Source organism: Kouleothrix sp. (assembly GCF_046328425.1).
Taxonomy (GTDB): Bacteria; Chloroflexota; Chloroflexia; order Chloroflexales; family Roseiflexaceae; genus Kouleothrix.
Genome location: NZ_JAXLWP010000037.1, coordinates 32,637 through 58,887 on the forward strand (window position 1 = coordinate 32,637; position 26,251 = coordinate 58,887).

19 protein-coding genes are annotated in these 26,251 nt (G+C 67.4%); 10 read left to right on the forward strand and 9 right to left on the reverse strand.

The genetic code is table 11. From position 1 onward, the window contains the following. Nucleotides 1-64 precede the first annotated feature (64 nt). Nucleotides 65-2,113, forward strand: a complete 2,049-nt coding sequence (locus U0177_RS25855) for a cadherin-like domain-containing protein (protein WP_409573563.1) — start codon at nt 65-67, stop codon at nt 2,111-2,113. Between the two features lie 135 nt (nt 2,114-2,248). Here U0177_RS25855 and U0177_RS25860 read toward each other — a convergent pair whose 3' ends face one another. Then, nucleotides 2,249-2,884: a biotin transporter BioY gene (locus U0177_RS25860; RefSeq protein ID WP_409573564.1), complete on the reverse strand. Its 636-nt coding sequence runs from the start codon at nt 2,882-2,884 to the stop codon at nt 2,249-2,251. A gap of 147 nt (nt 2,885-3,031) precedes the next feature. Between U0177_RS25860 and U0177_RS25865 the strand changes: the two genes are divergently transcribed. Then, complete coding sequence (locus tag U0177_RS25865; RefSeq protein ID WP_409573565.1) at nt 3,032-7,105, forward strand: DUF4011 domain-containing protein; 4,074 nt, start codon at nt 3,032-3,034, stop codon at nt 7,103-7,105. On the opposite strand, the gene U0177_RS25870 is transcribed toward U0177_RS25865, so the two are convergent. The 4 genes from U0177_RS25870 to U0177_RS25885 all read right to left on the reverse strand — a co-directional run bounded on the left by U0177_RS25870 (nt 7,102) and on the right by U0177_RS25885 (nt 11,429). Beyond that, a complete protein-coding gene (locus U0177_RS25870; RefSeq protein WP_409573566.1) occupies nt 7,102-7,845 on the reverse strand; it encodes a sulfite exporter TauE/SafE family protein in 744 nt (247 codons plus the stop codon). The two genes, U0177_RS25865 and U0177_RS25870, sit on opposite strands and share 4 nt — an antisense overlap. 307 nt (nt 7,846-8,152) lie before the next feature. Then, entirely contained in the window at nt 8,153-8,923 is a 771-nt protein-coding gene (locus U0177_RS25875) for a VOC family protein (RefSeq protein WP_409573567.1), read from the reverse strand. Between the two features lie 671 nt (nt 8,924-9,594). Next, complete coding sequence (locus U0177_RS25880) at nt 9,595-10,677, reverse strand: leucyl aminopeptidase (RefSeq protein WP_409573568.1); 1,083 nt, start codon at nt 10,675-10,677, stop codon at nt 9,595-9,597. A gap of 131 nt (nt 10,678-10,808) precedes the next feature. Next, a complete protein-coding gene (locus tag U0177_RS25885; RefSeq protein ID WP_409573569.1) occupies nt 10,809-11,429 on the reverse strand; it encodes a TMEM175 family protein in 621 nt (206 codons plus the stop codon). A 133-nt stretch (nt 11,430-11,562) separates the two neighbouring features. Between U0177_RS25885 and U0177_RS25890 the strand changes: the two genes are divergently transcribed. The 4 genes from U0177_RS25890 to U0177_RS25905 all read left to right on the forward strand — a co-directional run bounded on the left by U0177_RS25890 (nt 11,563) and on the right by U0177_RS25905 (nt 16,189). After that, nucleotides 11,563-12,405, forward strand: a complete 843-nt coding sequence (locus tag U0177_RS25890) for an aldo/keto reductase (RefSeq protein ID WP_409573570.1) — start codon at nt 11,563-11,565, stop codon at nt 12,403-12,405. 194 nt (nt 12,406-12,599) lie between these two features. Beyond that, nucleotides 12,600-13,370: an ArsR/SmtB family transcription factor gene (locus U0177_RS25895; protein ID WP_409573571.1), complete on the forward strand. Its 771-nt coding sequence runs from the start codon at nt 12,600-12,602 to the stop codon at nt 13,368-13,370. A 99-nt stretch (nt 13,371-13,469) separates the two neighbouring features. Further along, complete coding sequence (locus U0177_RS25900; RefSeq protein ID WP_409573572.1) at nt 13,470-13,919, forward strand: iron chaperone; 450 nt, start codon at nt 13,470-13,472, stop codon at nt 13,917-13,919. Further along, on the forward strand, nt 13,919-16,189 hold the full coding sequence (locus U0177_RS25905; RefSeq protein ID WP_409573573.1) for an ATP-binding cassette domain-containing protein: 2,271 nt from the start codon (nt 13,919-13,921) through the stop codon (nt 16,187-16,189). Before U0177_RS25900 ends, U0177_RS25905 begins: the two co-directional genes overlap by 1 nt. Before the next feature lie 1,059 nt (nt 16,190-17,248). On the opposite strand, the gene U0177_RS25910 is transcribed toward U0177_RS25905, so the two are convergent. Further along, nucleotides 17,249-18,232, reverse strand: a complete 984-nt coding sequence (locus U0177_RS25910) for an ornithine cyclodeaminase family protein (protein WP_409573574.1) — start codon at nt 18,230-18,232, stop codon at nt 17,249-17,251. Between the two features lie 197 nt (nt 18,233-18,429). On the opposite strand from U0177_RS25910, the gene U0177_RS25915 reads away from it, so the two are divergent. Both U0177_RS25915 and U0177_RS25920 read left to right on the forward strand, forming a co-directional pair. After that, the gene (locus U0177_RS25915) at nt 18,430-19,776 is read left to right on the forward strand and encodes a CpXC domain-containing protein (protein WP_409573575.1); all 1,347 of its coding nucleotides are present in this window, start codon (nt 18,430-18,432) and stop codon (nt 19,774-19,776) included. Between the two features lie 90 nt (nt 19,777-19,866). Further along, nucleotides 19,867-21,135, forward strand: a complete 1,269-nt coding sequence (locus U0177_RS25920) for a glycosyltransferase family 9 protein (protein ID WP_409573576.1) — start codon at nt 19,867-19,869, stop codon at nt 21,133-21,135. A 227-nt stretch (nt 21,136-21,362) separates the two neighbouring features. On the opposite strand, the gene U0177_RS25925 is transcribed toward U0177_RS25920, so the two are convergent. Continuing rightward, the gene (locus tag U0177_RS25925) at nt 21,363-21,803 is read right to left on the reverse strand and encodes a hypothetical protein (RefSeq protein ID WP_409573577.1); all 441 of its coding nucleotides are present in this window, start codon (nt 21,801-21,803) and stop codon (nt 21,363-21,365) included. A 205-nt stretch (nt 21,804-22,008) separates the two neighbouring features. Between U0177_RS25925 and U0177_RS25930 the strand changes: the two genes are divergently transcribed. Together U0177_RS25930 and U0177_RS25935 are read left to right on the forward strand one after the other, a co-directional pair. Next, complete coding sequence (locus U0177_RS25930) at nt 22,009-22,560, forward strand: inorganic diphosphatase (protein WP_409573578.1); 552 nt, start codon at nt 22,009-22,011, stop codon at nt 22,558-22,560. A gap of 104 nt (nt 22,561-22,664) precedes the next feature. After that, on the forward strand, nt 22,665-23,147 hold the full coding sequence (locus U0177_RS25935; protein WP_409573579.1) for an NUDIX hydrolase: 483 nt from the start codon (nt 22,665-22,667) through the stop codon (nt 23,145-23,147). A 244-nt stretch (nt 23,148-23,391) separates the two neighbouring features. Here the strand turns inward: U0177_RS25935 and U0177_RS25940 are convergent, their stop codons facing one another. Next, nucleotides 23,392-24,168: a succinate dehydrogenase/fumarate reductase iron-sulfur subunit gene (locus U0177_RS25940; protein WP_409573580.1), complete on the reverse strand. Its 777-nt coding sequence runs from the start codon at nt 24,166-24,168 to the stop codon at nt 23,392-23,394. Nucleotides 24,169-24,252: 84 nt separating this feature from the next. Then, nucleotides 24,253-26,220: a fumarate reductase/succinate dehydrogenase flavoprotein subunit gene (locus U0177_RS25945; RefSeq protein WP_409573581.1), complete on the reverse strand. Its 1,968-nt coding sequence runs from the start codon at nt 26,218-26,220 to the stop codon at nt 24,253-24,255. Nucleotides 26,221-26,251: the final 31 nt, after the last annotated feature.

The following is a 26,251-nucleotide window of genomic DNA, read 5'->3' on the forward strand; positions in this document are numbered from 1 at the left end:
GTATTCCTGATGCGTCACAGTGTAGTACCGCGGCCGTGCCGCGTGGAACTGAATGGAACCAGGTATGCCGCTCCTCCGCAAGCTCGCCCCTCTCGCTCTCCTGCTCGCACTGCCTGCCGCGCTGGCGCCCGCCGCCCCCGCCCACGCCGCGACGATCGGCGTCGATACGTTTGCCGACACGCTCGCCGCCGATGGCGCCTGCTCGCTGCGCGAGGCCATCCAGGCCGCTGACGCCAATGCTCAGGTCGATACCTGCCCGGCCGGCGGCGCCAGCACGACGATTATTCTCGCCGCAGGCACCTACACGCTCACGCTCGCCGGCCGCGACGAAGACCTCAACCAGGCCGGCGATCTCGATATCGCCGCGCACATCAGCATCCAGGGCGCCGACCGCGACGCCACGGTAATCGACGCGAGCGCGCTCGGCGACCGCGTGTTCGATATTCACCCCGGCGCCGCGCTCGCGCTCGCGCGGCTCTCGCTGCGCCACGGCGGATCGAGCCTGGCCGATCTCGATGGCGGCGCGATCTTCAACCGCGGCGTGCTGGCGCTCGAGAGCACCGAGCTGGCCTACAACACCGCCGGCGGCGACGGCGGCGCGATCTTCAACCAGGCCGGCGCGCTCAGCATCGCCGGCAGCGTGATCCGCGATAATACCGCCGGGCTGGCCGGGCAGAGCAACGGCGGCGGCGGCGGCATCTTCAACGCCGGCGGCGACACCCATATCAGCGAGAGCATCGTCAACAACAACAGCACCTACAACGGCTACGGCGGCGGCATCAGCAGCAGCCGCCTGCTGGCCATTGCCAACAGCTGGATCCACGACAATACCACCAACAGCCATGGCGGCGGCGTGTACAACACCGCCACCGCGGTCATCACCGGCACCGTGCTCGAGTCGAACCGCGCCGGCCACGACGGCGGCAATCTCTACAGCGGCAACGACGAGGGCGACAGCGCGCTGACGGTCACAAGCTCCGAGCTGCGCGCCGGCCAGGCGCGCCACGGCGGCGCGATCTTCAACAGCGGCGCGCTGGCGCTCAGCAGTGCGTCGCTGGCGCTGAACAGCGCCGAGGTCGGCGGCGCGCTGTATTCGGTGGCGCTCAGCGCGACGGTGCAGCTGAACAACGATACGCTCGCCGCCAACACGCACGAGGCCGCCGGCCCCGGCGCGGCGATCACCAACCTCGGCGGCACGCTGATCGCCGGCAACACGCTGATCGGCCAGAACGGCGCGGCCGCCAGCTGCGCCGGGCCGATCACGTCGGCCGGCCACAACCTCGATAGCGAGGCCAGCTGCGGATTCAGCGGCGCGCGCGATATGTCGAATACGGCGCCGCAGCTCGGGCCGCTGCCGGCCGTAGACCGTACGCCGAACACGTTTCCGCTGCTGGCCGGCAGCCCGGCGATCAACGCCGGCGACAATGCCAGCTGCGCCGCGCTCGATATCTTCCAGCGCGCACGGCCGCACGGTTTGGCCTGCGACATCGGCGCCTACGAGACGAACAGCCCGCCCAGCGCCAGCGCGGCGTCGTACGCTACCGCCGAAGATCAGCCGCTGAGCGTGGCCGCGCCGGGCCTGCTGCTGGGCGCGAGCGACCCCGACGGCGACGCGCTGCGCGTGGTGGCGGTGGAGTGGCCCACGCGCGGCCAGCTCGTGCTCAACGCCGATGGCTCGTTCAGCTATACGCCGCCGGCCAACTACTACGGCGGCGACCAGTTCGCCTACCGCGTGAGCGACGGCGCGCTCGCCACCGAGGTGCGCGTCGCCAGCGTCGAAGTGACGCCGCAGAACGACCCGCCGACCGCGCGCGACGATAGCGTCACCACCGGCAGCGCCGCCCCGCTGCGCATCGCCGGCGCGGCGCTGCTGGCCAACGATAGCGACATCGAGGGCGATGGCCTGGCGATCAGCGCGGTAAGCGCGCAGAGCTTCGGCGGCGGCGCGGTGCTGCTCGACGACGGCGATGTGCGCTATACGCCGCCGCTGGGCTTCCGTGGCGTCGACAGCTTCGGCTACAGCGTGAGCGATGGCAATGGCGGCGCTGCCGGCGCCACCGTGCGCGTGGACGTGCGCGTCAGCTGGCTGTTCGTGCCGGTCGCGCGGCGCTAGCGCCACCACACCGCGCGCCACGCGCGAGCTCCAAACGGCGGCACAGGCCAGCACCGGCCAACGACAAGGACGAAGGGCAACACGCCGCTTCGTCCTTTGTCTTTCCCGTCCAGCTTCCCGCGCGAAAGCGCCGCGCTAGCCCCGATCGCGCAGCAGCGCCCAGCCGCCAGGCAGCGCCAGCGCGGCCAGCACCAGCTTCAGCGCGTCGCCGGGCAGGAACGGCAGCACCGCAGCGCCGAGCAGCCCCGCGACATTCAGCCTGCCGCTGATCAGCCACGTCGCCGCAGCCAGCCAGGCGAAGCCGCAGATCAGAATCACCAGGCTGCCCAGCAGCATGGCCGGCAGCGCCGAGCGGATCGTGCGATCCCAGCCGCGCTCGGCCAGCGCGCCCACCAGCAGCGCCACCACCGGCCACGACAGCAGGTAGCCCGCCGTCGGCCCGATGATCACCGGCAGCGCCGGAACGCTGCTCGGGCTCCACGCGCTGCGCCCGCCCGCGAACACGGGCAGGCCGGCGAGCCCTTCGGCCAGGTACAGCAGCATCGTCGCGGCGCCGAGGCGCGGGCCGTACAGCGCGCTCAGCAGCAGCACCGCAAATGTCTGCATCGTCACCGGAACCGGTGTGGTGGGGATCGGAAAGCTGATGCGCGCGCACAGCGTCAGCAGCAGCGTCCCTGCCAGCGCCAGCGCGCCGTCGCGCACCAGCGGCCGCGCCAGCAGGCCCTGGCGCGGCGCCAGCCGCTGGGCCAGCGTCGTATGAGAGCCGAGCATAGTACCTCCTCGATAGCCCTAGTTTATGTGTAAGACGGGCCTATTATATGCGATGGCAGTTCGGCAATAGTGGACAAGCCGCTACCATAGATTTCTTTCTGTTTGCGCGATTTGACGATCGCACCCCCGCCGCGCTACAATCGGGCTATGCCCAGTACACCCCAACAGATTGATACTTGGAAAAGCCGCCTGCTCGACCTGAGCCGCCGCAATCGCCTGCTGCACCTGCGGCCCGGCGCGGCGCTGGCGCTCACCAACCCGCCCGCCGCCGATCTCTACGGCCTGCTGGTGCGCCGCCGCACGCTCGAGTTCGCCGACGCGCTGACGCCCGAGCAGCGCCTCGAGGCGCTGAGCTGGGACGCGCCCGCCACCGGCGCGACCGTGCGGCTCGACCGGATCGCCGCGCCCGCGCCCGCGCCCGGCCAGCTCGCCACCGACCGGCCGCCGGCCGAGCAGGAGCGCGCGCTGTATAACCTGCGGCTGCGCGCCCGCACCATTGCCGGCGAGCAGGGCGTGAATGTGCTCTACGTGGCGATCGGCTTTCTCGAATGGCTCGCGCCCGGCGCCGGCGAAACATTCTGGCGCTCGCCACTGCTGCTGCTGCCGGTCGAGCTGCGGCGCCCCAGCCTTGGCGCGCACTACTCGCTGCGCCTCGCCGACGACGAGGTAGCGCTGAACCCAACCCTGGCCCACAAGCTGCGCCAGCAGTTCGGGCTGGCGCTGCCCGAGCTGCCCGCCGACCCCGACGAGCTGGAGATCGCGGCGCTGTTCGAGCAGATCGAGGCGCTGATCGCCGGGCGCGAGGGCTGGCAGCTGGCGCGCGACTCGGCCCTGGGCCTGTTCTCGTTCCTCAAGCTGCTGATGTACACCGACCTCGAGCGCGCCGCCGAGGCCGCCGCCCAGCACCCGATTGTCGCGCGGCTGGCCGGCGACGCCGCGCCGCTCCCGCAGCCGGCCGGCGCCACGCCCGGCCCGCAGTTCGCGCTCGACGCGCGCCCGCCCGAGCACTGCTACCAGGTGCTCGACGCCGACTCGAGCCAGGCCGAGGCGATCGAGGCCGCGCGCGCCGGCGCTAGCTTTGTGCTGCAGGGCCCGCCCGGCACCGGCAAAAGCCAGACGATCGCCAACATCATCGCCGAGTCGCTCGCGGCTGGCCGGCGCGTGCTGTTTGTCAGCGAGAAGATGGCCGCGCTGCGCGTGGTGTACGATCGGCTCGACGCCTGCGGCCTCGGCGAGTTCTGCCTCGAGCTGCACAGCCACAAGGCCGGCAAGCGCGCCGTGCTCGACGCATTGGGGGCCACGCTGGCCGCCACGCCGCCGCCGGCCGACCCGGCCTTCCCCTACACCGAGCTTGCGGCCGCGCGCGACCAGCTGAACCTGTACGCCGAGGCGCTGCACACGCCCGATCCGCTGCTCGGCTGGACGCCATTCAGCGCGCACGGCCGCCTTGGGCTGCTGCACGACGCGCCCGACCTCGACGCGCCGCTCGGCGACTTGGAAAGCTACACGCCCGCGCGCATGGGCGCGATCGACGCGCTGCTCACGCGCCTCGACGCGCGCGCCGACCTGCTCGCGCTGATGCCCGGCAATGTCTGGCGCGGCTGCGCGATTACCACAAGCTCGTTTGAAGAGCGCGGGCGCATCCGCGCCCGGCTGCGCGCTTTGCTGGCGGCGCTAGCCGAGCCACAGCCGCCCGCCGAGGCCCTGGCCGCCACGCTCGGCATGCCCGCGCCCCGCAGCCTGGCCGATATGCGCGCGCTGCTGGCGCTCGCCGTGCTGCTGCGCGAGCCACGCGCCGCCCCCGCCGAGTGGCTGGCCGAGCCGGCGGGCGCGCGCCAGCGCTGCGATCTGATCGCCGAGGCCGGCCGGCGCTTCCGCGAGCTGGCCGCGCTTGAGGCGCGGCTGCTCGCACGCTACGACGAGGGCCTGCTCGCACTCGATCTGCCCGCGCTGCGCGAGCGCTTCGCCACGCAGCACGCCGCGTGGTCGCGCGTGCTGCGCCCGCAGTTCCACCGCGACATCGCGGCGCTGCGCGCGCACGCTCTGCCGGGCGCCGACGTTGCCCCCGAGGCCGCCACGGCCGATCTGGCCCTGGCGATCGAGCTGCGCGCCGCGCGCGAGTGGCTTGCCGCCCAGCACAGTGCGCTGGCCCGGCTCGGCCCGGCGTTCGACGGCGCCGCGACCGACTGGGACGCGCTGGCGGCCGACGCCGACTGGGCCGCGCGCCTGCTGGCGCTGCCGCTGCGACAGCCGCTGCCTGCGCCGCTGGCCGAGCTGGCCGCAGATCGCGCCGCGCGCGCCGCCACGCTGGCCGGCGCCGCGCCACTTGCCGCCGCGCTCACCAGGCTCGACGGCGAGCTGGCGTTTGTGAACGAGCTGGGCCTGGCGAATCCACTGCTCGCCCCCGCGCGGATCGAACACGCGCCGCTGGCCGAGCTGCAGAGCCAGTGCGCGCTGCTGCTCGAGCGCATGGGCGACCTCGATACCTGGTGGGAGTACTGCGAGCTGCGCCGCGCGGCCGAGCCGCTGGGCCTGGCGGGTATTCTCGACGCGCTCAGCCACGACTCCGCCGCGGCCGCGCAGCCACGCCGCGCATTCTACAAGCGCTTCTGCCAGCTCTGGCTCGACCGCGCCTACGATCAGATGCCGGTGCTGCGCCGCTTTGGCCGCGAGGGCCACGCCGCGCTGGTCGAGCGCTTCCGCCGGCTCGACCGCGAGCAGCTGCCGGCGGCCCAGGCGCGCCTGCGGCGCATGCTGGCCGGCCGCCGGCCCGCGCTAAACGCCGTGGCCGAGCCTGGCAGCGAGCTTGCCACGCTGCGCCGCGAGCTGCAGAAACAGCGCCGCCACAAGCCCATTCGCCAGCTGTTCCGCGAGATCCCGCAGCTGCTCGGCCAGCTCAAGCCCTGCCTGCTGATGAGCCCGCTCTCGGTCAGCCAGTTCCTCGACCCCGAGGTCGCGCCGTTCGACCTGGTGATCTTCGACGAGGCATCGCAGATCCGCACCGAGGACGCGATCGGCGCGATCATGCGCGGCCGCGCGCTGATTGTCGTGGGCGACAACCGCCAGCTGCCGCCGACAAATTTCTTCGCCGCCGAGGCCGAGCCCGACCCCGACGACGACGACGCGGCCGATGCGGAGCTGTTCGAAAGCGTGCTCGACGCCGCGAGCGCGGCCGGGCTGCCCACGCGGCTCTTGCGCTGGCACTACCGCAGCCGCGACGAGGCGCTGATCACCTTCTCAAACCGCCAGTTCTACAGCGCGCGGCTCGCGACCTTCCCGAACGCGGCGGCGGCGCCTGGGCGCGGCGTGAGCTTTGTGCACGTGCCCGACGGCGTGTACGACCGCCAGGCCAGCCGCACCAACGCCGCCGAGGCGCGCCGCGTGGCCGATCTGGCGATCGAGCGCTGGCGCGCTACACCCGAGCGCTCGCTTGGCGTGGTCACATTCAGCCAGCCGCAGCAGCTGGCGGTGCTGCACGAGCTTGAGCGCCGCCGCGCCGCCGACGAGTCGCTCGCGCCACTGCTCGACGAAAGCCGCCCCGAGCCGTTCTTTGTCAAAAACCTCGAGAACGTGCAGGGCGACGAGCGCGATGTGATGATCATCAGCGTGGGCTACGGCCCCGATGCAGCTGGGCGCGTGCTGATGAACTTCGGCCCGCTCAACCAGCTTGGCGGCGAGCGCCGCCTGAATGTGGCGATCACCCGCGCGCGCGACTGCGTGGTGGTGGTAAGCTCGCTGCTGCCCGAGGCGATCGATACGCGGCGCGTGCAGAACCCCGGCCCGCGCCTGCTGCGCGAGTACCTCGACTACGCGCGCCGTGGCGGGCCGGGCGGCGGTGTCGGCGCCGAGGTGCGCGCGCCCCACGCCGAGCCGGCGGCGCGCCCGCTGGCACAGTCGCTCGAGCCGCGCTTCGAAGATCGGCTCGCGGTGGCGCTGGCGCGGCGCGGCCTGATGCTGGCGCGCCAGATCGGCCACTCGGAGTTTCGCATCGACATCGCCGTGCGCGACGCGCAGCACCCCGAGCAGTTCGTGCTGGGCATCGAGTGCGACGGCGACGACTACCGCACCGCCCCAACCGCGCGCGACCGCGAGCGGCTGCGCGAGCAGATGCTCGGCGGGCTGGGCTGGCGCATCCATCGCGCCTGGTCGGCCGCCTGGGCCGCCGACCAGGCCGCTGAGATCGAGCGCGCGCTCGCCGCGCTCGACCCTTCTTCGCGCTAGCGCAGCATCCCCAGCGCCGCAGCAAACGTCAGCGCCAGCGCCAGCAGCTCGAAGCGCCGCTGGTCGAGACGCTCGACGATCGGCCGGCCCACCAGCGCGCCCAGCACCGCGAACGGCCCGAGCCACAGCGACACGCTCAGCGTGGCGGGGTTGATCAGCCCGAGCGAGGCGCTAAACGGTACCTTGAACAGGTTGATCACCAGGAAGTACCACGCCGCTGTGCCTACAAACACGATCTTCGGCAGGTTCATCGCCAGCAGGTATAGCACCATCACCGGCCCGGCCGCGTTCGCCACCATCGTGGTGAACCCTGCGGTGATGCCGGCTAGCGGCGCGAGCCAGGGCCGCGCCGGCCTGGCCTCGCCCTCGGGCGGCGCGGGGCGGCGCGAGCGCACATACTGGAACACAACCAGCGCCAGCAGGATCACGCCGATCAGGTGGCGCATCTGCAGGTCATTCACGCGGCCAAGCGCGAAGTAGCCGGCCACTACGCCCACCGCCGCCCACGGAAACAGCCGCCACAGGTGCCCCCAGCTGGCGTCGCGCCGGTATGTCGACACCGCGACAAGGTCGCCGCAGATCAGGATCACCAGCACCAGCCCTACCGAATCGCGGGCGGGGAACACCAGCGCGAAGATTGCGACGTTGAGGATGCCCAGGCCGGTGATGCCGGTCTTCGAGAGGCCGACAAGAAAGGCGCCGAGCGCGCCCAGCGCCCATTGCCATAGCTCAAGATGCATTGCGCGTGCGGATTCCAAGATTGCAGAGTGGCTACGCCGTCCAACGCGGCCTGCAATCTACTCGCGCTGCGTGGCGGTGCTCGATCGTACCGCCATAGTATACTCGAGATTGCTCCACTCATACCAACTCCGTTTGATCACTTGTGTTTTCTTGTGCGGCGCCCGGCAAAGCCGGGCGCCGACAGAAAAGATTCGGGGGCGGCAGTGCCGCCCCCGAACCGTCACCATAATCCAAAAGAAAATTCGGGGGCGGCAGTGCCGCCCCCGAAAGAGCAAAGGTAGAGGTTGGTGGTGCCGAGGGGCCGCGCTAGCCGCGCGGCGGCTCGACGATCTTAAAGTTGGCGCCGGCCGGGTCGAACACGGCGGCGATCCGCCCAAACGGCGATTCGTCGATCGGGCCGAGGATCTTGCCGCCAAGCCGCGTGATCGTCGCGGCGGTGGCCTCGACGTCGGCTACCGAGAAGTAGGTGACCCACTGCGGCTGAAAATTGCCCCACGATGATTGGATCTGCATAATGCCGGCGAGCTGCTCCTCGCCATGCTTGAGCACATAGTACTCCATCCCGCCCGGCATCGGGTCGGCGGTGGCGCCCAGCAGCGCGGTGTAGAAATCGCGCGCGCGCTTGGCATCCGAGGAGTACAGCTCGTACCACGCCGCCGAGCCAGGGTCCTCCGTCACCTGCGAGCCGACGTGGCTGCCGGCCTGCCAGAAGCTAAACATCGCGCCGGTTGGATCCTGGAGCGTGGCCATGCTGCCGAAATCGCCCACGCTCATCGCCGGGTACACCACCTTGGCGCCTAGCTCCGTCGCGCGCGCCACGTCGGCCGCAATGTCGTCGCTGGCGAAGTACAGGCTCCACGCTGCCGGCGGCGGCTCGCCCGGCTGGTTGCCAACGATACCTGCGACTGTGCGCTGCCCCAGGCGCGCCGTGGTGTAGCCGCCAAACTCCGGCCCGCCGACATCGTACTCCCAGCCGAAGACCTCGTGGTAAAACGCGCGCGCCGCCTCGGCGTCGGGGCCAATCACGTCGATCCAGGTGGGCGTACCAGCCGGCTTCGCAGTTGTATACGTGGCCACGATTCCTCCTCGTGTGCTCCATGCCCGGCCCACCAATGAGCCAGGAAAACAAATGTTCGTATACACTATTGTATCATGCCCGTCAAGATCGATAGCGTTAGCGTGGTGAGGTTAGGGTGGCGTCTTTCGCCCCCCTCTCGCGCGTGCGGGAGAGAGGGTAGGGCCGACTTCGCACGAGCCCTGGTAGTTGGCGGCCACGAATGTGGCCGCCAACTACCAGAAAGAATGATATTTGGCGAAACTTCGTCGCTCCAAACTACCCTTTCAGACAGTCTAGGATTATATTAGCGGCGCCAAGAAAGATATTGAGGGCGCTACGATTATCTTAGCGAGCGCATGAGGGCTTGTGGGCATGGCTATACACGGTATTGAGGCGCCTATGAAAGCTATTGGGCATGGCTATACACGGTATTGAGGCGCCTATGAACGATTTTGGGGCGTTTATCCCATGCCCTGGCCTGCGCCGGAAGGAATTGAGCGGCGCTAAGATAGATATTGAGGGCGCTACGATTATATTAGCGGCGCTAAGATAGATATTGAGGGCGCTACGATTATATTAGCGAGCCCATGACAGCTTATGTGCCCACCTATACAAGGTATTGGCGCGCCCATGAAAGGTATTGGGCCGTCTCCATGGTTCGCGAGGCGCTCGACGGTAGGCCTGGCGCGGCCTACTTGGCGATCAGCCGGCCGCGCCGGATGATCAGCTGCTGATCGGCGAGCAGACCGGCCTCGGGGATGACAAAGTCGACGTTAAGCGACGAAGCGTTCTGCCCACCGAGATAGCGGTTTTCGCCAAATGCGACAAGCAGCGTACCGTGGCGGTGTTCGTCGATGAGCGGCCAGCCAATCGTGCGTTCGACGTACGGGTTCAGGCCGATGCCGATATGGCTGATGCGGCGCGGCTCGCCGCGGTGCTGATCGAACAGTGCCGCGAGCTCGGCCGCGCCGTCTGCCGCGTCGATTGCGCTCACGCGCCCCTGCTCGAAGTGCAGCGTCACGTCGCGCGCGGGTCCAGCCTGGGGAAACCACAGGCTGCCCTGGCCTGATGTTTCCACAACCGTGGTGTAGACTGCTCCGGCCGGCAGGTTCTGCACCGCCTGCGTGCCTGCCGGCAGACTCTCGGCTGCCGGCATGGTTCCCGTATCGCTGAGCCAGCGGCGACCAGCCAGGCTCAGCTGGAGGCTGCAGCGCGCGCCGCTGTGAATCGTCAGCGCCTGGGCCTGCGCGAGGCGCGCCAGCACTCCGCCGGCGGCGCGTGCGAGTTCATCCGGTGGCGCACCGAGCGCTGGGATGATCATAGCGTCCAGCTCGGGCAGGGCAATGCCAAGCTGCGCCGAGCTGGCTGTGCTCGGCACGGCCGCCAGCAGGTAGGGGATACAGCGGCGCTCTTCCTCGAGCGTCAGCCGCTCGATCGCCTGGCCCCAGATATCGCGCGCGGGCGACGCAGGCAGATCCGGAGCCGCCGCGCTGCCTGCCAGCACGATCATACGATCGGTTATTGCCAGCCAGACGCGGCGATGCTGATCGTAATGGGTTAGCAGTGCCGGGTCGGTAGTGGCCAGCAACTGCCGCAGGTACTCGGGCGGGAAATACTGGAACAGTGGGGTAGCGCCGCGCCGCTCAACCGCGAGCAAGATCTCCTGGCTGATCTCGATGCGCCCCGCCAGATCGCGTAGCTGAACCAGCTCGCCCGCGCGCACGCCAACCGCGTCGACTATGCGCTCGGCCACGCGCGCCCACTGATCGTTCATAGCTTCTCCTTGCTTTGCCTGAAAAGCAGCATACAGTATCGGGAAGTAGCGCGCTGCGCAGCGTGTGGCTGTGCAAGCTGTGATATGTGAGCAGCAGATAGCAGGTGCTGCACCGGGGTGGCCGCACCGGCCTACGGCTTGTGGAGCGCGGCGGGTGAGGGCGTGGCCTGCTGGGGAACCGGGGAAAAGCTGTAGTACACGATCACCACCAGCAGCACCACCACAAAGATCGCGTAGCTGGCGAGCGGCACGTAGAAGCCAAGCAGCATGGCGACCAGGTAGCTGCTATTCACAAACACATACATAAAAACGGTTTTGTGCGCCGCCTTGTAGGTGTAGCCGCTGCTCAGCTCGGGGTGCGCGCGCAGGTACCGCAGCACCACCACGCCGGTGCCGTTCGCCAGCATCAAGTTCAGGGCATAGATCACAATCGGCAGCGGCTGCAGGGGGTAGCGGCCCAGCAGCGCCGTGGGAAACGGCATAAAGCTCACGGCCAGCAGGTAGATGAAGTTGATCCAGATCAGCCAGCCGTCGATCTTGCTGACCAGCTGCAGCGACTGGTGGTGCGCCAGCCAGTACACCCCGATCACGCCGAAACTGATCACGTAGGCGAAGATGCGCGGCAAACCTGCCAGCAGCGCCGCCGCGAGCTGGCCGTACTCCACATCGGGCACGCGGATGTCCAGTATCAGCAGTGTGATCACGATCGCGAACACGCCGTCGCTCAACGCCTCGAGCCGGTTTTTGCTCATGCCAATGCTCCTGCATACAGTTTCGACGCCGGCTATCTTACCAAATTTTGCGGCGGCCACTGCCAGGCCCGGCGCTGGCCCCGAACTTGCACGGATGCGAGCCTGACGGCATACAAAGGAGGGATGGAAAAGCATGAACCAGCAACAGCCGCCGCTTGTGACACTGAACAACGGCGTACGCATTCCCCAGGTCGGCCTGGGTGTCTTTCAGACCAAGGAGGGCGCGGAGGTTGAGCGCGCGGTGAGCGCCGCGCTGGCGGCGGGCTACCGCATGATCGACACGGCGGCGATCTACCGCAACGAGGCCGGCGTCGGCAAGGCGGTGAAGGCCAGCGGGCTGCCGCGCGAGGAGATCTTCATCACCACCAAGCTGTGGAACGCCAACCACGCCTACGACGACGCGCTGCGCGCGTTTGACGCGAGCCTGAGCAAGCTCGACTGCGAGTACGTTGATCTATACCTGATCCACTGGCCGCTGCCGATGGAGCGCAAGTTCACCGAGGCGTGGCGCGCGCTGGAGACGCTGTACGAGCAGAAGCGCGTGCGCGCGATTGGCGTCTCGAACTTCAAGCCGGCGCACCTCGACGTGCTGCTGGCGGGCGCGGCGGTGGTGCCGGCGGTGAACCAGATCGAGCTGCACCCGATGCTTCAGCAGCGCGAGACGCGCGCCTACTGCGCCGAGCGCGGCATCGCCGTCGAGTCGTACAGCCCGCTGATGCAGGGCGGCGAGGCGCTCGGCCACCCGCTGGTTGCCAACCTGGCGCGCAAGTATGGCAAAACAGCCGCGCAGGTGATCTTGCGCTGGCACGTGCAGAGCGGCTTGATCGTCATCCCCAAATCGACGCACGCCGAGCGTATTCGCGAAAACTTCGACCTGTTCGACTTCGCGCTGGCCGACGACGAGATGGCGGCGATTGCGGGCATGGACAGCGGCAAGCGCATTGGCGCCGACCCCGACACTGCCGCGTTTAAGTAGCTGGCGTGGTGGTGCGGTCGCTTTGCAACCGCACCACCAGGGCAGGGCTCGTGCAGCGTCGGCCCTCACCCCCCTTACCCCCCTCCCCTGACAGGGGACGGGCGAGGTGGAGGGGTCGAAAGTCGTTCCACGCGCCCTGCCGCCACCCACCAGAGACCTTGACATGTGACCATAAAGTCACATATAATACCCTCATGGAAGATAAAGCAGTCTTTCGCGCCCTCGCCGACGCCAGCCGGCGGCAGCTGCTCGACCTGCTGTTTGAGCGCGATGGTCGCACGCTCACCGATCTCGAGTCGGGCCTGCCGATGACGCGGTTTGGCGTCATGAAGCACCTGCGCATACTGCAAGAGGCCGGCCTGGTCACCACGCGCAAGGTGGGCCGCGAGCGGCTGCACTACCTCAACCCGATCCCCATTCAACTCATCTCCGACCGCTGGATGAATAAGTACGCAGTGGCACGCGCAAGCGCGCTCGCCGACCTTAAAACAGCGCTTGAAGGATGGAGCAGCATGAACACAGACACAAAGCCCCGGCTCGTGTACCAGATCATCATCAATGCGCCGCAGCAGCGCGTGTGGGAGGCGATCACCACGCCGGAGTTTACCTCGCGCTACTACTACGGCAGCGCGCTGAAGACCGACCTCGCCGTCGGGTCGCCCTTCACCTACCACATGCCCAGCGGCGCGCCAGTCGTCGAGGGCACGGTCGTCGTATCCGACCCGCCGAACCGGCTGGTGCATACCTACCATTCGCTCTGGCCGCCCATGCACGAAGACGCGCCAACCAGGGTCACCTGGGAGCTGGCAGCGCTGCCCGGCGGCGTCACCAAAGTCACCGTGATCCACGACGACTTCGCGGGCGAGACGGCTACCTACGCGGGGTTGCAGAGCGGCGGGTGGGCGTGGATCCTCAGCAACCTGAAGACGCTGCTCGAGACCGGCGAGCCAATGCCGCAGGGGTAATCAGAAAAGAGGGGCATAGCCCTCGCGCACCCCCTTTTCAAACATGCTCTAAAGAAATCAAACGAACGTGCTCCAAGCCGTGAACAGGAGGAAATACCCATGAGCCAATCCGCAAAGAAAAGCGCCGAGGGCTTCAGCGACGAAGAGCGCGACGCGATGAAACAGCGCGCCAAAGAGCTGAAGGCCGAAGCGCGCGCCGGCAAGAGCAGGGCCGAAGGCGAAAGCGCCGCGCTCGCGGCGATCGCCGCGATGCAGGAGCCCGATCGCGCCATGGCCACACGGCTCCACGAGATCATCACGGCCAGCGCGCCGTCGCTCGCGCCGAAAACCTGGTACGGGATGCCCGCGTACGCAAACAAGGACGGCAAGATCGTCTGCTTTTTCCAGAACGCGCAGAAGTTCAACACGCGCTACGCGACGCTCGGCTTCAACGACAGCGCAAACCTCGACGATGGCGCCATGTGGCCGGTCGCCTACGCCCTGAAAGAGCTGACACCCGCCGACGAGGCACGGATCGCCGAGCTGGTGACGCGGGCGGTGAGCCAGTAATGCCTCAGGAATACATCGAGATACGCGGCGCCCGCGAGAACAACCTGAAGAATGTGTCGCTGCGCATCCCCAAGCGCAAGATCACGATCTTTACCGGCGTATCGGGCTCGGGGAAATCGTCGATCGTCTTTGACACGGTTGCCGCAGAGGCGCGCCGCCAGCTGAACGAGACCTTCAGCACCTTCGTGCGCAACTTCCTGCCGCGCTACGCCCAGCCCGACGCCGACGCGATCGAAAACCTGAGCATGGCGATCGTCGTCGACCAGAAGCATCTCGGCGGCGGGTCGCACTCGACGGTCGGCACGATCACCGATATCTATTCGGTGCTCCGGCTGCTGTTCTCGCGCGTCGGCCAGCCGTTCGTGGGCTACTCGAATGCCTTTTCGTTCAACGACCCGCAGGGCATGTGCCCGGAGTGCAACGGCATCGGCCGCAAGATCGGCGTCGATCTCGAGAAGTTTCTCGACACATCGCGCTCGCTCAACCAAGGCGCGATCCTGTACCCCGAGTACGCGATCGACAGCTGGGGCTGGAGCATTATGACGCAGTCGGGCCTGTTCGATAACGACAAAAAGCTGGCCGACTACAGCGCCGAAGAGATGGATCTGCTGCTCCACAGCAAGCCCTACAAGGTCAAAATGCAGATGGCCAAGCCGGTGAACCTGACCTTCGAGGGCATTGTCGATAAGTTCAGCCGCAAGTATATTAGCGGCGACGTGAAATCGTACTCCGAGCGCACGCAAAACGCCGTAGCGCCGTACATGACCTACGGGCCGTGCACGCTCTGCAAGGGCGCGCGCCTCAGCCAGGCCGCGCTCGGCTGCACGGTCGACGGCTACAACATCGCCGAGCTGGCGGCGATGGAAGCCGACGAGCTGATCGAGGTGATCAGGTCGATCAAGAACCCCGTGGCGGCGCCGATGGTCGCCTCGCTGACCGAGCGGCTCCAGCATATGATCGACATTGGCCTGGAGTACCTCAGCCTGAGCCGCGCCACCGATACGCTCTCGGGCGGCGAGTCGCAGCGCATCAAGATGGTCAAACACCTGGGCAGCAGCCTGGTGGATGTGCTCTACGTCTTCGACGAGCCGAGCATCGGCATGCACCCGCGCGATGTCCACCGCCTGAACGAGCTGCTGCAAAAGCTGCGCGACAAAGGCAACACCGTGATCGTGGTCGAGCACGACCCCGACGTAATCAAAGTCGCCGATCACGTGGTCGATGTCGGGCCGCTCGCCGGAACGCGCGGCGGCGCCATCGTGTTCGAGGGCAGCTTCGCCGATCTGCTGAGCGCCGATACCCTGACGGGCCGCCATATCACGCACTCGACGCCGATCAAAACCAGCTGCCGCGCGGCAAAAGGCAAGCTGCCGATCGTCAACGCCAGGGCCAACAACCTGCAGAATGTCAGCGTCGACATACCGGCAGGCATCCTGACGGTTATCACCGGCGTGGCCGGGTCGGGCAAAAGCTCGCTCATCCACCAGAGCTTTCTGCGGCAGCACCCCGGCGCGATCGTGATCGACCAGGCGCCGGTTGGCGTCTCCAGCCGCTCGAACCCCGCGACCTACACAGGCATCATGGACGAGGTTCGCAAGACCTTCGCCAGCGCCAACAAGGTCAGCCCGTCGCTGTTCAGCTTCAACTCAAAGGGCGCGTGCGAGAACTGCCAGGGGCTGGGCGTCGTCTACACCGAGCTAGCGTACCTGGACGAAGTCAAAATGCCCTGCGAAATATGCGGCGGCAAACGCTTCAAGGATGAAGTGCTGGGCTACAGCTTCCACGGCAAATCGATCTCCGATGTCCTAGACATGCCGGTTCGCGAAGCCCTGGAGTTCTTCGACACCAAAGAGGTGGCGAAGGACGTCGTGCGCAAGCTGCAGGCGCTGAGCGATGTCGGGCTCGGCTACCTAACGCTGGGCCAGCCCCTGAGCACGCTCTCCGGCGGCGAGTGCCAGCGCATCAAGCTTGCCAGCGAGCTGCACAAAAAGGGCAGCGTGTATGTGATGGACGAGCCAACCACCGGGCTGCACATGTCCGACATCGGCCACCTGCTGGCGATCATCAACCGGCTGGTGGATGCCGGGAACACAGTGATTGTGATCGAGCACAACCTGGAGGTGATCAAAAGCGCCGACTGGATCATCGACATGGGCCCCGAGGGCGGCAACAAGGGCGGCAGGGTCATGTTCGAGGGCACGCCCACGCAGCTGCTCGCCGCCACGCACTCGCTGACGAGCGCGTATCTTAGTACATCGCCAGCGCGTTAGCATGCGCCAGGGTCAACCCACTGCGCCACAAGGCATGCGCCACGACGGCACCCGAAACGCGCGGCGCGCACGATGCGCGCCCTACGGGAAAGAAGGCAGTGCCAGGTCACCGCCATGCGCTCATGCCTCAGAGCAAAACCAAAAGCTCATTCTGCGCCACAAGGCATGCGCCACGACGGCACCCGAAACGCGCGGCGCGCACCATGCGCGCCCTACGGGAAAGAAGCCGCATACCGAAATCAACGCGTACGCTCATGCCTCAGGGTCAACCCACACGTGTTTCTGCGCCACAAGGCATGCGCCACGACGGCACCCGAAACGCGCGGCGCGCACGATGCGCGCCTCACGGGAAAGAAGGCAGTGCCAGCGTCACCGCCATGCGCCCATGCCTCAGAGCAAAACCAAAGCTCATTCTGCTCCACGAGGCATGGCACCCCACGACGGCACCCGAAAACGCGCGCGGCGCGCACGATGCGCGCCCTACGGAAAGAAGGCAGTGCCAGCGTCACCGCCATGCGCTCATGTCTCAGAGCAAACCAAAAGCTCATTCTGCGCCACAAGGCATGCGCCACGACGGCACCCGAAACGCGCGTCGCGCACGATGCGCGGCCCTACGGGAAAGAAGCTGTACCGAAATCAACGCGTACGCTCATGCCTCAGGGTCAACCCACACGTGTTTCTGCGCCACAAGGCATGCGCCACGACGGCACCCGAAACGCGCGGCGCGCACGGATGCGCGCCTCACGGGAAAGAAGGCAGTGCCAGCGTCACCGCCATGCGCTCATGCCTCAGAGCAAAACCAAAAGCTCATTCTGCTCCACGAGGCATGCACCACAACGGCCGCACGAGCGACGGCATTCTTTGTGGGGTCTGGGCGAAGCCCCAGCGGCGGGATGCAAGGGGCGGGCGGCCGCCCCTTGCTGTGGGGCGCGGGGGCGCACAGCCCCCGCCCACACCTGAACGCGGGGGCGCGGGGGCGCACAGCCCCGCCCACACACCCGAAACGCGGGGGCGCGGGGGCGCACAGCCCCCGTCCACACCCGCGCACCCCAACCAACCCTAGCCCAGCGCCACCTCGGCCCCCAGGCCAAGGCGCCGCGCCTCGGCCAGCGCTAGCTGCCCCACCGCCATATCCTGCACCGCGTTGCCCACCGACTTAAAAAACGTGATCTGCGCATCGTCGGCGCGGCCCGGCGCGGCCCCGGCGATCACCTCGCCTAGCTCGACAACCCGCGACGCGTCGAGCGCGCCCGCGTCGCGCGCCTGGATCAGGTCGCCGGCCTCGGCCCACGCCGCCGCGCGCTGGTCGACCGCCACGTAGGCGCGCGCGATCGTCGCCGGCGGCACCTCGGCCAGCGCGGGGGTAAACGCGCCCACGCCGTTGATATGCGTGCCGGGCCGCACGTCGGCGTCGTCGAACAGCGGCGTGGCCGCGCTGGTCGCGCAGCAGACCACGTCGGCCTCGGCAAGGGCCGCGCGCGCCGTGGTGGCCACCGCGCACTCGGCCGCAAGCCCCAGCGCGCGCAGGTCGCCGATCAGCCGCTCGGCGCGCTCGCGGCTACGGTTGACGATCAGCACGCGCTCGATCGGCCGCGCCGCGCACACCGCCTGCACCTGGCACGGCGCCTGCGCGCCGGCGCCAAACATCGCCAGCACGCGCGAGTCGGGCCGCGCCAGCGCGCGCGTGGCCGCCCCCGAGGCCGCCCCGGTGCGCAGCGCCGTAAGGTAGGTGCCGTCCATCGCCGCGATCGGCTGGCCGGTGGCCGCGTCGATCAGCACCACCAGCGCGTGAATGCTGGGCAGGCCGTGGCGCGCCTGGTTGTGGGGAAACACCGACACCACCTTCAGCCCCAGCGCGCCGCTCTCGGCCAGCAGCGCCGGCATAAAGAAGGTGTGCGAGTCGTGCCCGGCCTGGCCGATCGGCACGCGCAGCGGCACGTTCGCCTGGCCGCGCGAAAGCTGCGCGAACGCGCCCGCCACCGCGTCGATCGCGGCCGGCATCGGCGCGGCGCGGCGCACATCGGAGGCCGAAAGCACAAGCATAGATCGCTCCTTGTCTTGCGTAATCGCTAGCAGGGCAGAGAGTAGCGCTCGAATATCAGGGATGCGCCGCGCAGTATAGCATACCTGGCCGCGCACGGTGCCACATACCCAATGTGCTATAATACCCGTTCAGACGAGGATGCTACTTGCGCGCCGGGCCTCCCGGCGCGCTTCGTTGAGAAAGGAACCCTTGTACGATGTCTGTGCCTGCGCCCCAAGTGATCCAGCTGAACTGCCCGAACTGCCGCGCCCCCATGCGCGCGCAGGTCTTTACGCTGATAGATGTTGGCCTGCAGCCCGAGCTGAAGAACTACCTGCTGGCCGGGCAGCTCAACATGGCCGTGTGCCCGAACTGCGGCACGCCAGCTATGATCGCCGCGCCGCTGATCTACCACGACCCGGCCAAGCAGCTGTTTCTGGTGCACTTCCCGCAGCAGCTGAACGCCCGGCCGGAAGAGCAAGAGCGCTTTGTCGGCGACGCCACCAGCATGCTCATGCGCGCGCTGCCGCAGAGCGCCCCTAAAGGCTACCTGCTCGCCCCCAAGCGCTTTCTCACGCTGAACTCGCTGGTCGATACGATCCTAGAGGCCGATGGCATCTCGCGCGAGACGATCGAGGCCCAGCGCAAGCGCGTCGAGCTGATCAGCCAGATGGCCGAGGCCTTCGAGCTTGGCGACGATCAGCTCCAGGCTGCGGTGGCCCAGCACAAGGGCGAGCTCGACTACGATTTCTTCGCCACGCTCACGGTGTTCGCCGAGTCGAGCCTGCAGGCCGGCCGCGATGAGTCGGCGCAGATCTTGATCGCGCTGCGCGACAAGCTCGTCGAGCTGACCGGCTTCGACGCCTCGCAGCTCGAGGGTGGCGCCGAAGAGGCCATCGAAGAGATCGGCGACGACGAGCTCGACGCGATCATCGATCAGCTCGCCAGCGCGCCCGACGACGGCCTCGAGCTGCTGATCGCCGAGCACCGCCCGGTGATCGACTACGGCTTCTTCGAAGCCTGGACGCAGCGCATCGAAGCGGCCAGCGCCGCCGGCGATACCGCCGCCGCCGAGCAACTCACCGCCCGGCGCGCCCAGATCGTCGCCACCGTCGAGCGCATGGATCAGCAGGCCCAGGAGCTATTCGAGGCCGGCGCGACGGTGCTGCAGCGCATCATCAACGCCCCCGACACCGCCGAGGCGCTGCGCGCCGACCGCGAGCAGATCAACGAGGCGTTCTTCCTGGTGCTGCAGGCCAATATGGTCGCGGCCGAGCGCGCCGGCAATGCCGCGGCGGTGCAGCGGCTGGCCGAGATCGAGCGCCTGGCCAACCAGGTGCTCGAAGAGGCGCTCACTCCCGAGGAGCGCTTTATCAACCAGCTGCTCCAGGCCGAGAAGCCGCAGGACGCCACCAAGCTGCTGCGCCAGAATCCGGCAATGATCACCACCGCGTTCGTCAAGCGCCTGAACGAGCTGGCCGACCAGATGGAGTCCGACGGCCGCAAGCCGCTCGGCGAGCGCCTGCGCCAGCTGGGTCGCGAGGCCGGGGCCATGCTGTTCTAAGGGCCTGTTTGAGGTGCGAGTGGGCCCCCCCCCCCCCCGCTTCCCTGTCTGCCGGAGACACGAGCGCCGGCCACATACGCCGTGCCAATCATGATGAAGCGACTTTTGCGGCTCTGGTTTCTGCGCTCGCTTGCGCTTCTCGCGCGCCCGTTCGCCCGCCGCCAGCCCGCTGCGGTCGCGTCGGTGCTGCTGATCAAGCCCGATCACCTTGGCGACGTGCTGCTAGCCACGCCCGCGCTCGCGGCGCTGCGCCTGCGCCTGCCGAATGCCGAGATCAGCGCGCTGGTCGGGCCCTGGGCCAGCATGCTGCTGGCGCGCAACCCCGACGTCGATCACCTGCTCGAGTGCCCATTCCCCGGCTTCGAGCGCCGGCCGCCTGCCGGCCACGGCGGGGCGGCGGAACAACAGCATAACGCCGGCCCATGGCCGCGCCTGGCGTTCTTCTTGTCGGCGTATCGCGATATGCTTCGGTCGCTGGCGCGGCCCTACCTGCTGCTGCTACGCTACGCCGCCCTGCTGCGCGCCGCGCGCTACGACGCGGCGATCATCGCGCGCGACGATCACTGGTGGGGCGCGGCGCTGGCGCTGCTGGCCGGCATCCCGCTGCGCGCCGGCTTTGCCGTGCCCGAGTGCCGCCCGTTTCTGAGCTTCGCGCTGCCCTGGAACCCGCGCGACCACGTCGCCGCGCAGGCGCTTGCGCTGGCCGAGGCTGTGGCCGCTGCGCCAGCTGGCCAGCCTACGCCCGCCGGGCGGGCGCATGCCCGCGCGAGCGTTGCCGCGCGCTTCGACCCGGCCCCCGCCGACGAGGCATGGGCCGGCGAGTGGCTGGACGCGCGCGATATCGGCGCAGACAACCTGGTTATCATCCACCCCGGCACCGCCGGCCCCGACAAGCTGTGGCTCGCCGAGCGCTGGGCGGCTGTCGCCGATGCGCTGGCGAACGACGGCGCGCGATTAGTGCTGACGGGCGGGCCTGGCGAAGAGGGGTTGGTCGATGCGGTGGCGGCCGCAATGCGCACCCCGGCAATCACACTTGCCGGCCAGACGAGCATCGGGCAGTTGGCGGCGCTGCTGCGGCGCGCTGGGCTGGTGCTGGGCGTCGACAGCGGCCCGCTGCACCTTGCAGCCGCGCAGGGAACGCCAACCGTCCACCTGTATGGGCCGGGCGACGCCGGGCGCTTCGGGCCGTGGGGCGATCCACAGCGCCACGTCGTCATCCGCGAAGCGCTGTGGTGCAGCCCGTGCGGTGTATTCAGCGCCTGCCCGCGCGGGCTGGCCGAGCCCGAGTGCATGCAGCTGATCGCGGCCGCGCGAGTTCTTCAGGCCGCCCGCCAGCTACGCGCTCAGCACCGCTCCTAGGGCCTTGGAAAGTCTCATGCCAAATTCGCTGGTGGGGTTTTGGGGGCGGCTTCGCCGCCCCCAAATTCGTAGGTGCTGCACGACGTGGCTTCGCCGCGTCGTGCAGCACAATCTCTACGTGATCAAGCGAACAGCGTATCAATCATAAGCGAATCAAAAGTGCCCCGGTCGCGGCACGAAATACCGTGACCGGGGCACACAATCAGGCGCACATACGCGCCGCCGCGCTATGCCTGGCTATAGGGCGAAGCCGGCGCGGCGCCCTCGGCCAGCTGCGCGCGCGCCTGGCGCAGGAGCTGGTCGAGCCGGCCGTTGATAATCTCTTGCCACTGCGCCACCTCGTCCTCTTCGAGCGCGCCGCCGCCATACTTCAGCTCCATCGCCATGTCCCAGCCCTTGCGCGCCGCAAAGCGCTCGAGCTGCTCCTGGCGCTCGGCCGGCCAGCGCGTGATGAAGCGCTGGAACGCGCGCTCGAGCACCTTGTTGTTGTCGGGGTTCAGCGCGGGCAGCGCAAACCAGTCGTGGCTGTCGTGCGCGCGGTCGGGCTTCTTCGCCGAGGTGAAAAAGATCATCTCACAGGTGCGGCAGCAGCGATACTCGCCAGCGCCCTCGAACACCGCAGGGTTATTTGCAATCGCGCCGATTAGCATGCGATCAGTAAGCCCCATACTCACTCTCTTCGGCTCGTCGTTCAGCGCGCCGCTCGCCAGGTGCGTCCGGCCGGGTGTAGCAGCGTTTTTAGCATACCATAGACTGGAACGGTTGTATATAGCAGGGTTGCGCGTGCGTTCACCATGTTATAATAGCAGAAAGTTAACACGTCTGATCCGCAGGCCACGGTGGGCCACTAGTGTGTGTGAAAGGTTGCTTACAATGAATCTGTGGCATGATCTGGAACCAGGCCCCAGCGTGCCCGACGTACTCCACGTGATCGTCGAGATCCCCAAAGGATCGCGCAACAAGTACGAGTACCATAAACAAACCGGCGCCTTCAAGCTCGACCGCGTGCTGTACTCGCCGGTGCACTACCCCGGCGACTATGGCTTCATCCCCCAGACGTACTACGACGACGGCGACCCGCTCGACGTGCTGGTCGTCACCAACTTGCCAACCTTCACCGGCTGCATCGTCGAGGCGCGCCCGGTGGGCATGTTCCGCATGAACGATAAAGGCGAGCCCGACGATAAGATCCTGGCGGTGCTGCACTACGATCCATTCTTCGCCGATATTGCCGATTTTTCGGATCTGCCGGCGCACTATCTGAAAGAGGTCGAGCACTTCTTCACAGTGTACAAAGACCTAGAGGGCGCGCGCGTCGAGCCGCTCGGCTGGGAAAACGGCCGCGCTGCCAAAGAGCGCATCAGCTTCGCCGTGAATCACTACTGGGATATGCGCGCCGGGCGCCTGCCTAAGCGCGTGGTATGATCAGTCGTGTATACTGAATGCGAGCAGCGCTGCCGCACGCAGCCCTGGCAGATCGTACAGCCCGGACGTGATCCGCTCGGATCAGGCAGCTGGTAGGAGTACCGTTGGAACGCTCTAGCAGGAGATCGCTCGACGACAACAACTCGCCGCGCGATCGGCGCACCGCCTACTCGGCTGGCGGCGTGATCTACCGTAACCATGGCGCCGGCTACGAGGTCGCAATGATCGCGACAAACGAGAGCCGGCGTTGGGGCTTGCCCAAGGGGCACGTGCGCCGCGGCGAGGCCGCCGAGGCCGCGGCCATCCGCGAGGTGGCCGAGGAGACAGGCCTGAACGGCCACGTGGTGCGCCACCTCGCGACGATCGAGTACTGGTTTCGCGCCGGCTCGACGCGCATTCATAAATACGTCGATTTCTTCCTGCTGCGCTACACCGACGGCGCGCTGGTTCCGCAGCAGGCCGAGGTCGACGACGCGCGCTGGTTCCCGCTCGACGAGGCACTGCGCCTCGCCAGCTTCGACCGCGAGCGCGATGTGCTGGCGCTGGTGTGCCGCCTTGCCGAGGCCGGCGACCTTGGCACCGCGTAGCCCTTACACCCCCGTACGTACAAACGCCTCTCCCGCGCGGGAGAGGCGTTTTGCATACAGGCGCGCCTTGGCTTATACCAAATTCGTTCGATTACTTATACTTTGGTGGGGTTCGGGGGCGGCGCACCGCTCGCAAATTTCTTTTTGCGTTGCGCAGAGCAGTACTATTCTACGTATTGTATGCGGTTTTCCGCGCGGAGCACGGAAAACCGCATACATGAAGATGGAAAAGTACCATTTGATACTAGCCGGAGCCGCCCTTGCTCCCCGATTTGCGCCCGCTGAACAGCGAGGCGCGCAGCAGGTCGCGGTTCATCTGCGCGATGAAATCCATGCTGATCTCTTTCGGGCATACCGCCGAGCACTCGCCAATATTGGTGCAGCCGCCGAAGCCCTCCGCGTCCATCTTCTCGACCATCTTGATCACCCGGTCGTAGCGCTCGGGCTGGCCCTGTGGCAGCAGCGCCAGGTGCGACACCTTGGCCGCTGTGAACAGCATAGCCGAGGCGTTCGGGCAGGCCGCCACGCACGCGCCGCAGCCAATGCACGCAGCCGCATCCATGGCCAGGTCGGCGTTGTCTTTCGGTACCGGGATGGAGTTCGCGTCGGGCGCGCTGCCGGTCGAGGCCGATATAAACCCACCCACCGCGACGATCCGGTCGAGCGCGCCGCGATCCACCACCAGATCCTTGATGACCGGAAAAGCCGTAGCGCGCCACGGCTCGATATAGACCTCGTCGCCGTCGCTGAAGTGGCGCATGTGCAGCTGGCACGTGGTGGTAGCGGCCTGCGGGCCGTGCGCCACGCCATTGATCATCAGGCCACACATGCCGCAGATGCCCTCGCGGCAGTCGTGGTCAAAGGCGATCGGCTCCTGGCCGCGCGTGATCAAGTCTTCGTTCACCACGTCGAGCATCTCGAGAAACGACATATCCGGGCTGACATCGTTAGCCTTATACTCGACGAAGCGACCCTCGGCGCCAGCGCTCTTCTGCCGCCAGACGTGTAATGTCAGGTTCATCCTTAACTCCTAAGCAGAGAACCGAGAGCTAAGAACCAAGAAGCGATGCTCAAGCGATCGGCTGATGGTTCTTAGTGCTTGGCTCTATTTATAGCTTCGCTGCGCGAGGTGTACGTACTCGAAGTCCAGCGGCTCTTTGTTCAAAATCGGGGCGCGGCCGTCGCCGTCGAACTGCCAGGCTGCCACATACGCGAAGTTCTCGTCGTCGCGCTTGGCCTCGCCCTCAGGCGTCTGGCTTTCCTCGCGGAAGTGCCCGCCGCACGACTCGCTGCGATGCAGCGCATCGCGGCACATCAGCTCGGCCAGCTCCATGAAGTCGGCCACGCGCCCGGCCTTCTCGAGCGCCTGGTTCAGCTCGTCGGCGCTGCCGGGGACGTTCACGTTCTCCCAGAACTCGGCGCGGATCTCGGGGATCTTTGCCAGAGCCTCTTGCAGGCCGGCAGCATTGCGCGCCATGCCGCAGTTGTCCCACATCAGCTTGCCCAGCTCGCGGTGGAACGAGTCGACGGTGCGCTTGCCGTTGATGCCGAGCAGCCGCTTGTTGCGCTGCTTGACCTCGAACTCGGTCTCGGCCACCGCCGGGTTGTTCGTGTCGTACTTGCCGGCGCCTACTTGCGCCAGGTAGTCGCCGATCGTATACGGCAGCACGAAGTAGCCGTCGGCCAGGCCCTGCATCAGCGCGCTGGCGCCCAGCCGGTTGGCGCCGTGGTCGGAGAAGTTGGCCTCGCCGGTCACGAACAGGCCCGGGATGGTGCTCTGCAAGTTGTAGTCGACCCACAGGCCGCCCATGGTGTAGTGGATCGCCGGGTAGATCCGCATCGGCACTTCATACGGGTTCTCGGCGGTGATCCGCTCGTACATATCGAACAGGTTGCCATACTTCTCGCGGATCGCATTCGCGCCCAGGCGCTTGATCGCGTCGCCGAAGTCGAGATACACGCCCAGGCCGCCCGGCCCCACGCCTCGGCCATCGTCGCAGACCTCTTTGGCATTGCGCGAGGCCACGTCGCGCGGCACCAGGTTGCCGAAGCTGGGGTACTTGCGCTCCAGGTAGTAGTCGCGCTCGCTCTCGGGAATCTGGTCGGGCGAGCGGGTGTCGCCCTGCTTCTTCGGCACCCAGATGCGCCCGTCGTTGCGCAGCGACTCGGACATGAGCGTGAGCTTGCTCTGGTACTCGCCGTGCACCGGGATGCACGTCGGGTGGATCTGGGTGAAGCATGGGTTAGCGAAGAACGCGCCGCGCCGGTGCGCGCGCCAGATCGCGGTGGTGTTGCAGCCCTTGGCGTTCGTCGAGAGGTAGAACACATTGCCGTAGCCGCCAGTGGCGAGCACCACCGCGTCGGCCAAGTGCGACTCGATCTTGCCCGTGACCATATCGCGCGTCACGATGCCCTTGGCGTGGCCGCCGATCAAGATCAGGTCGAGCATTTCGGTGCGCGAGTACATCGCCACCTTGCCCAGGCCGATCTGGCGGCTGAGCGCCTGATACGCGCCGAGCAGCAGCTGCTGGCCCGTCTGGCCGCGGGCATAGAACGTGCGCGACACCTGCGCCCCGCCGAACGAGCGGTTGTCGAGCAGGCCGCCGTACTCGCGCGCGAATGGCACGCCCTGCGCCACGCACTGGTCGATGATATTCACGCTGATCTGCGCCAGGCGATACACATTCGCCTCGCGCGAGCGGTAGTCGCCGCCCTTGACGGTATCGTAAAACAGGCGGTAGATGCTATCGCCGTCGTTGCGGTAGTTCTTGGCCGCGTTGATGCCGCCCTGCGCGGCGATCGAGTGCGCGCGGCGCGGGCTATCCTGGTAGCAGAAGCACTTGACGTTATAGCCCAGCTCGGCCAGCGTCGCCGATGCCGACGCGCCCGCCAGGCCCGAGCCGACCACCAGCACGGTGTACTTGCGCTTGTTGGCCGGGTTCACCAGCTTGTACTGAAATTTCGCATTGTCCCACTTGCGCTCGATCGGCCCCTCGGGCGATCGGGCGTCCAGCGCGACGGCAAACTCAGTCGCGCGTCGCGTCGAGACATCCGGCTTGGCCTCAACTGTCATGATCTATCTCCTGAATGCGGCGGGTAGAAGG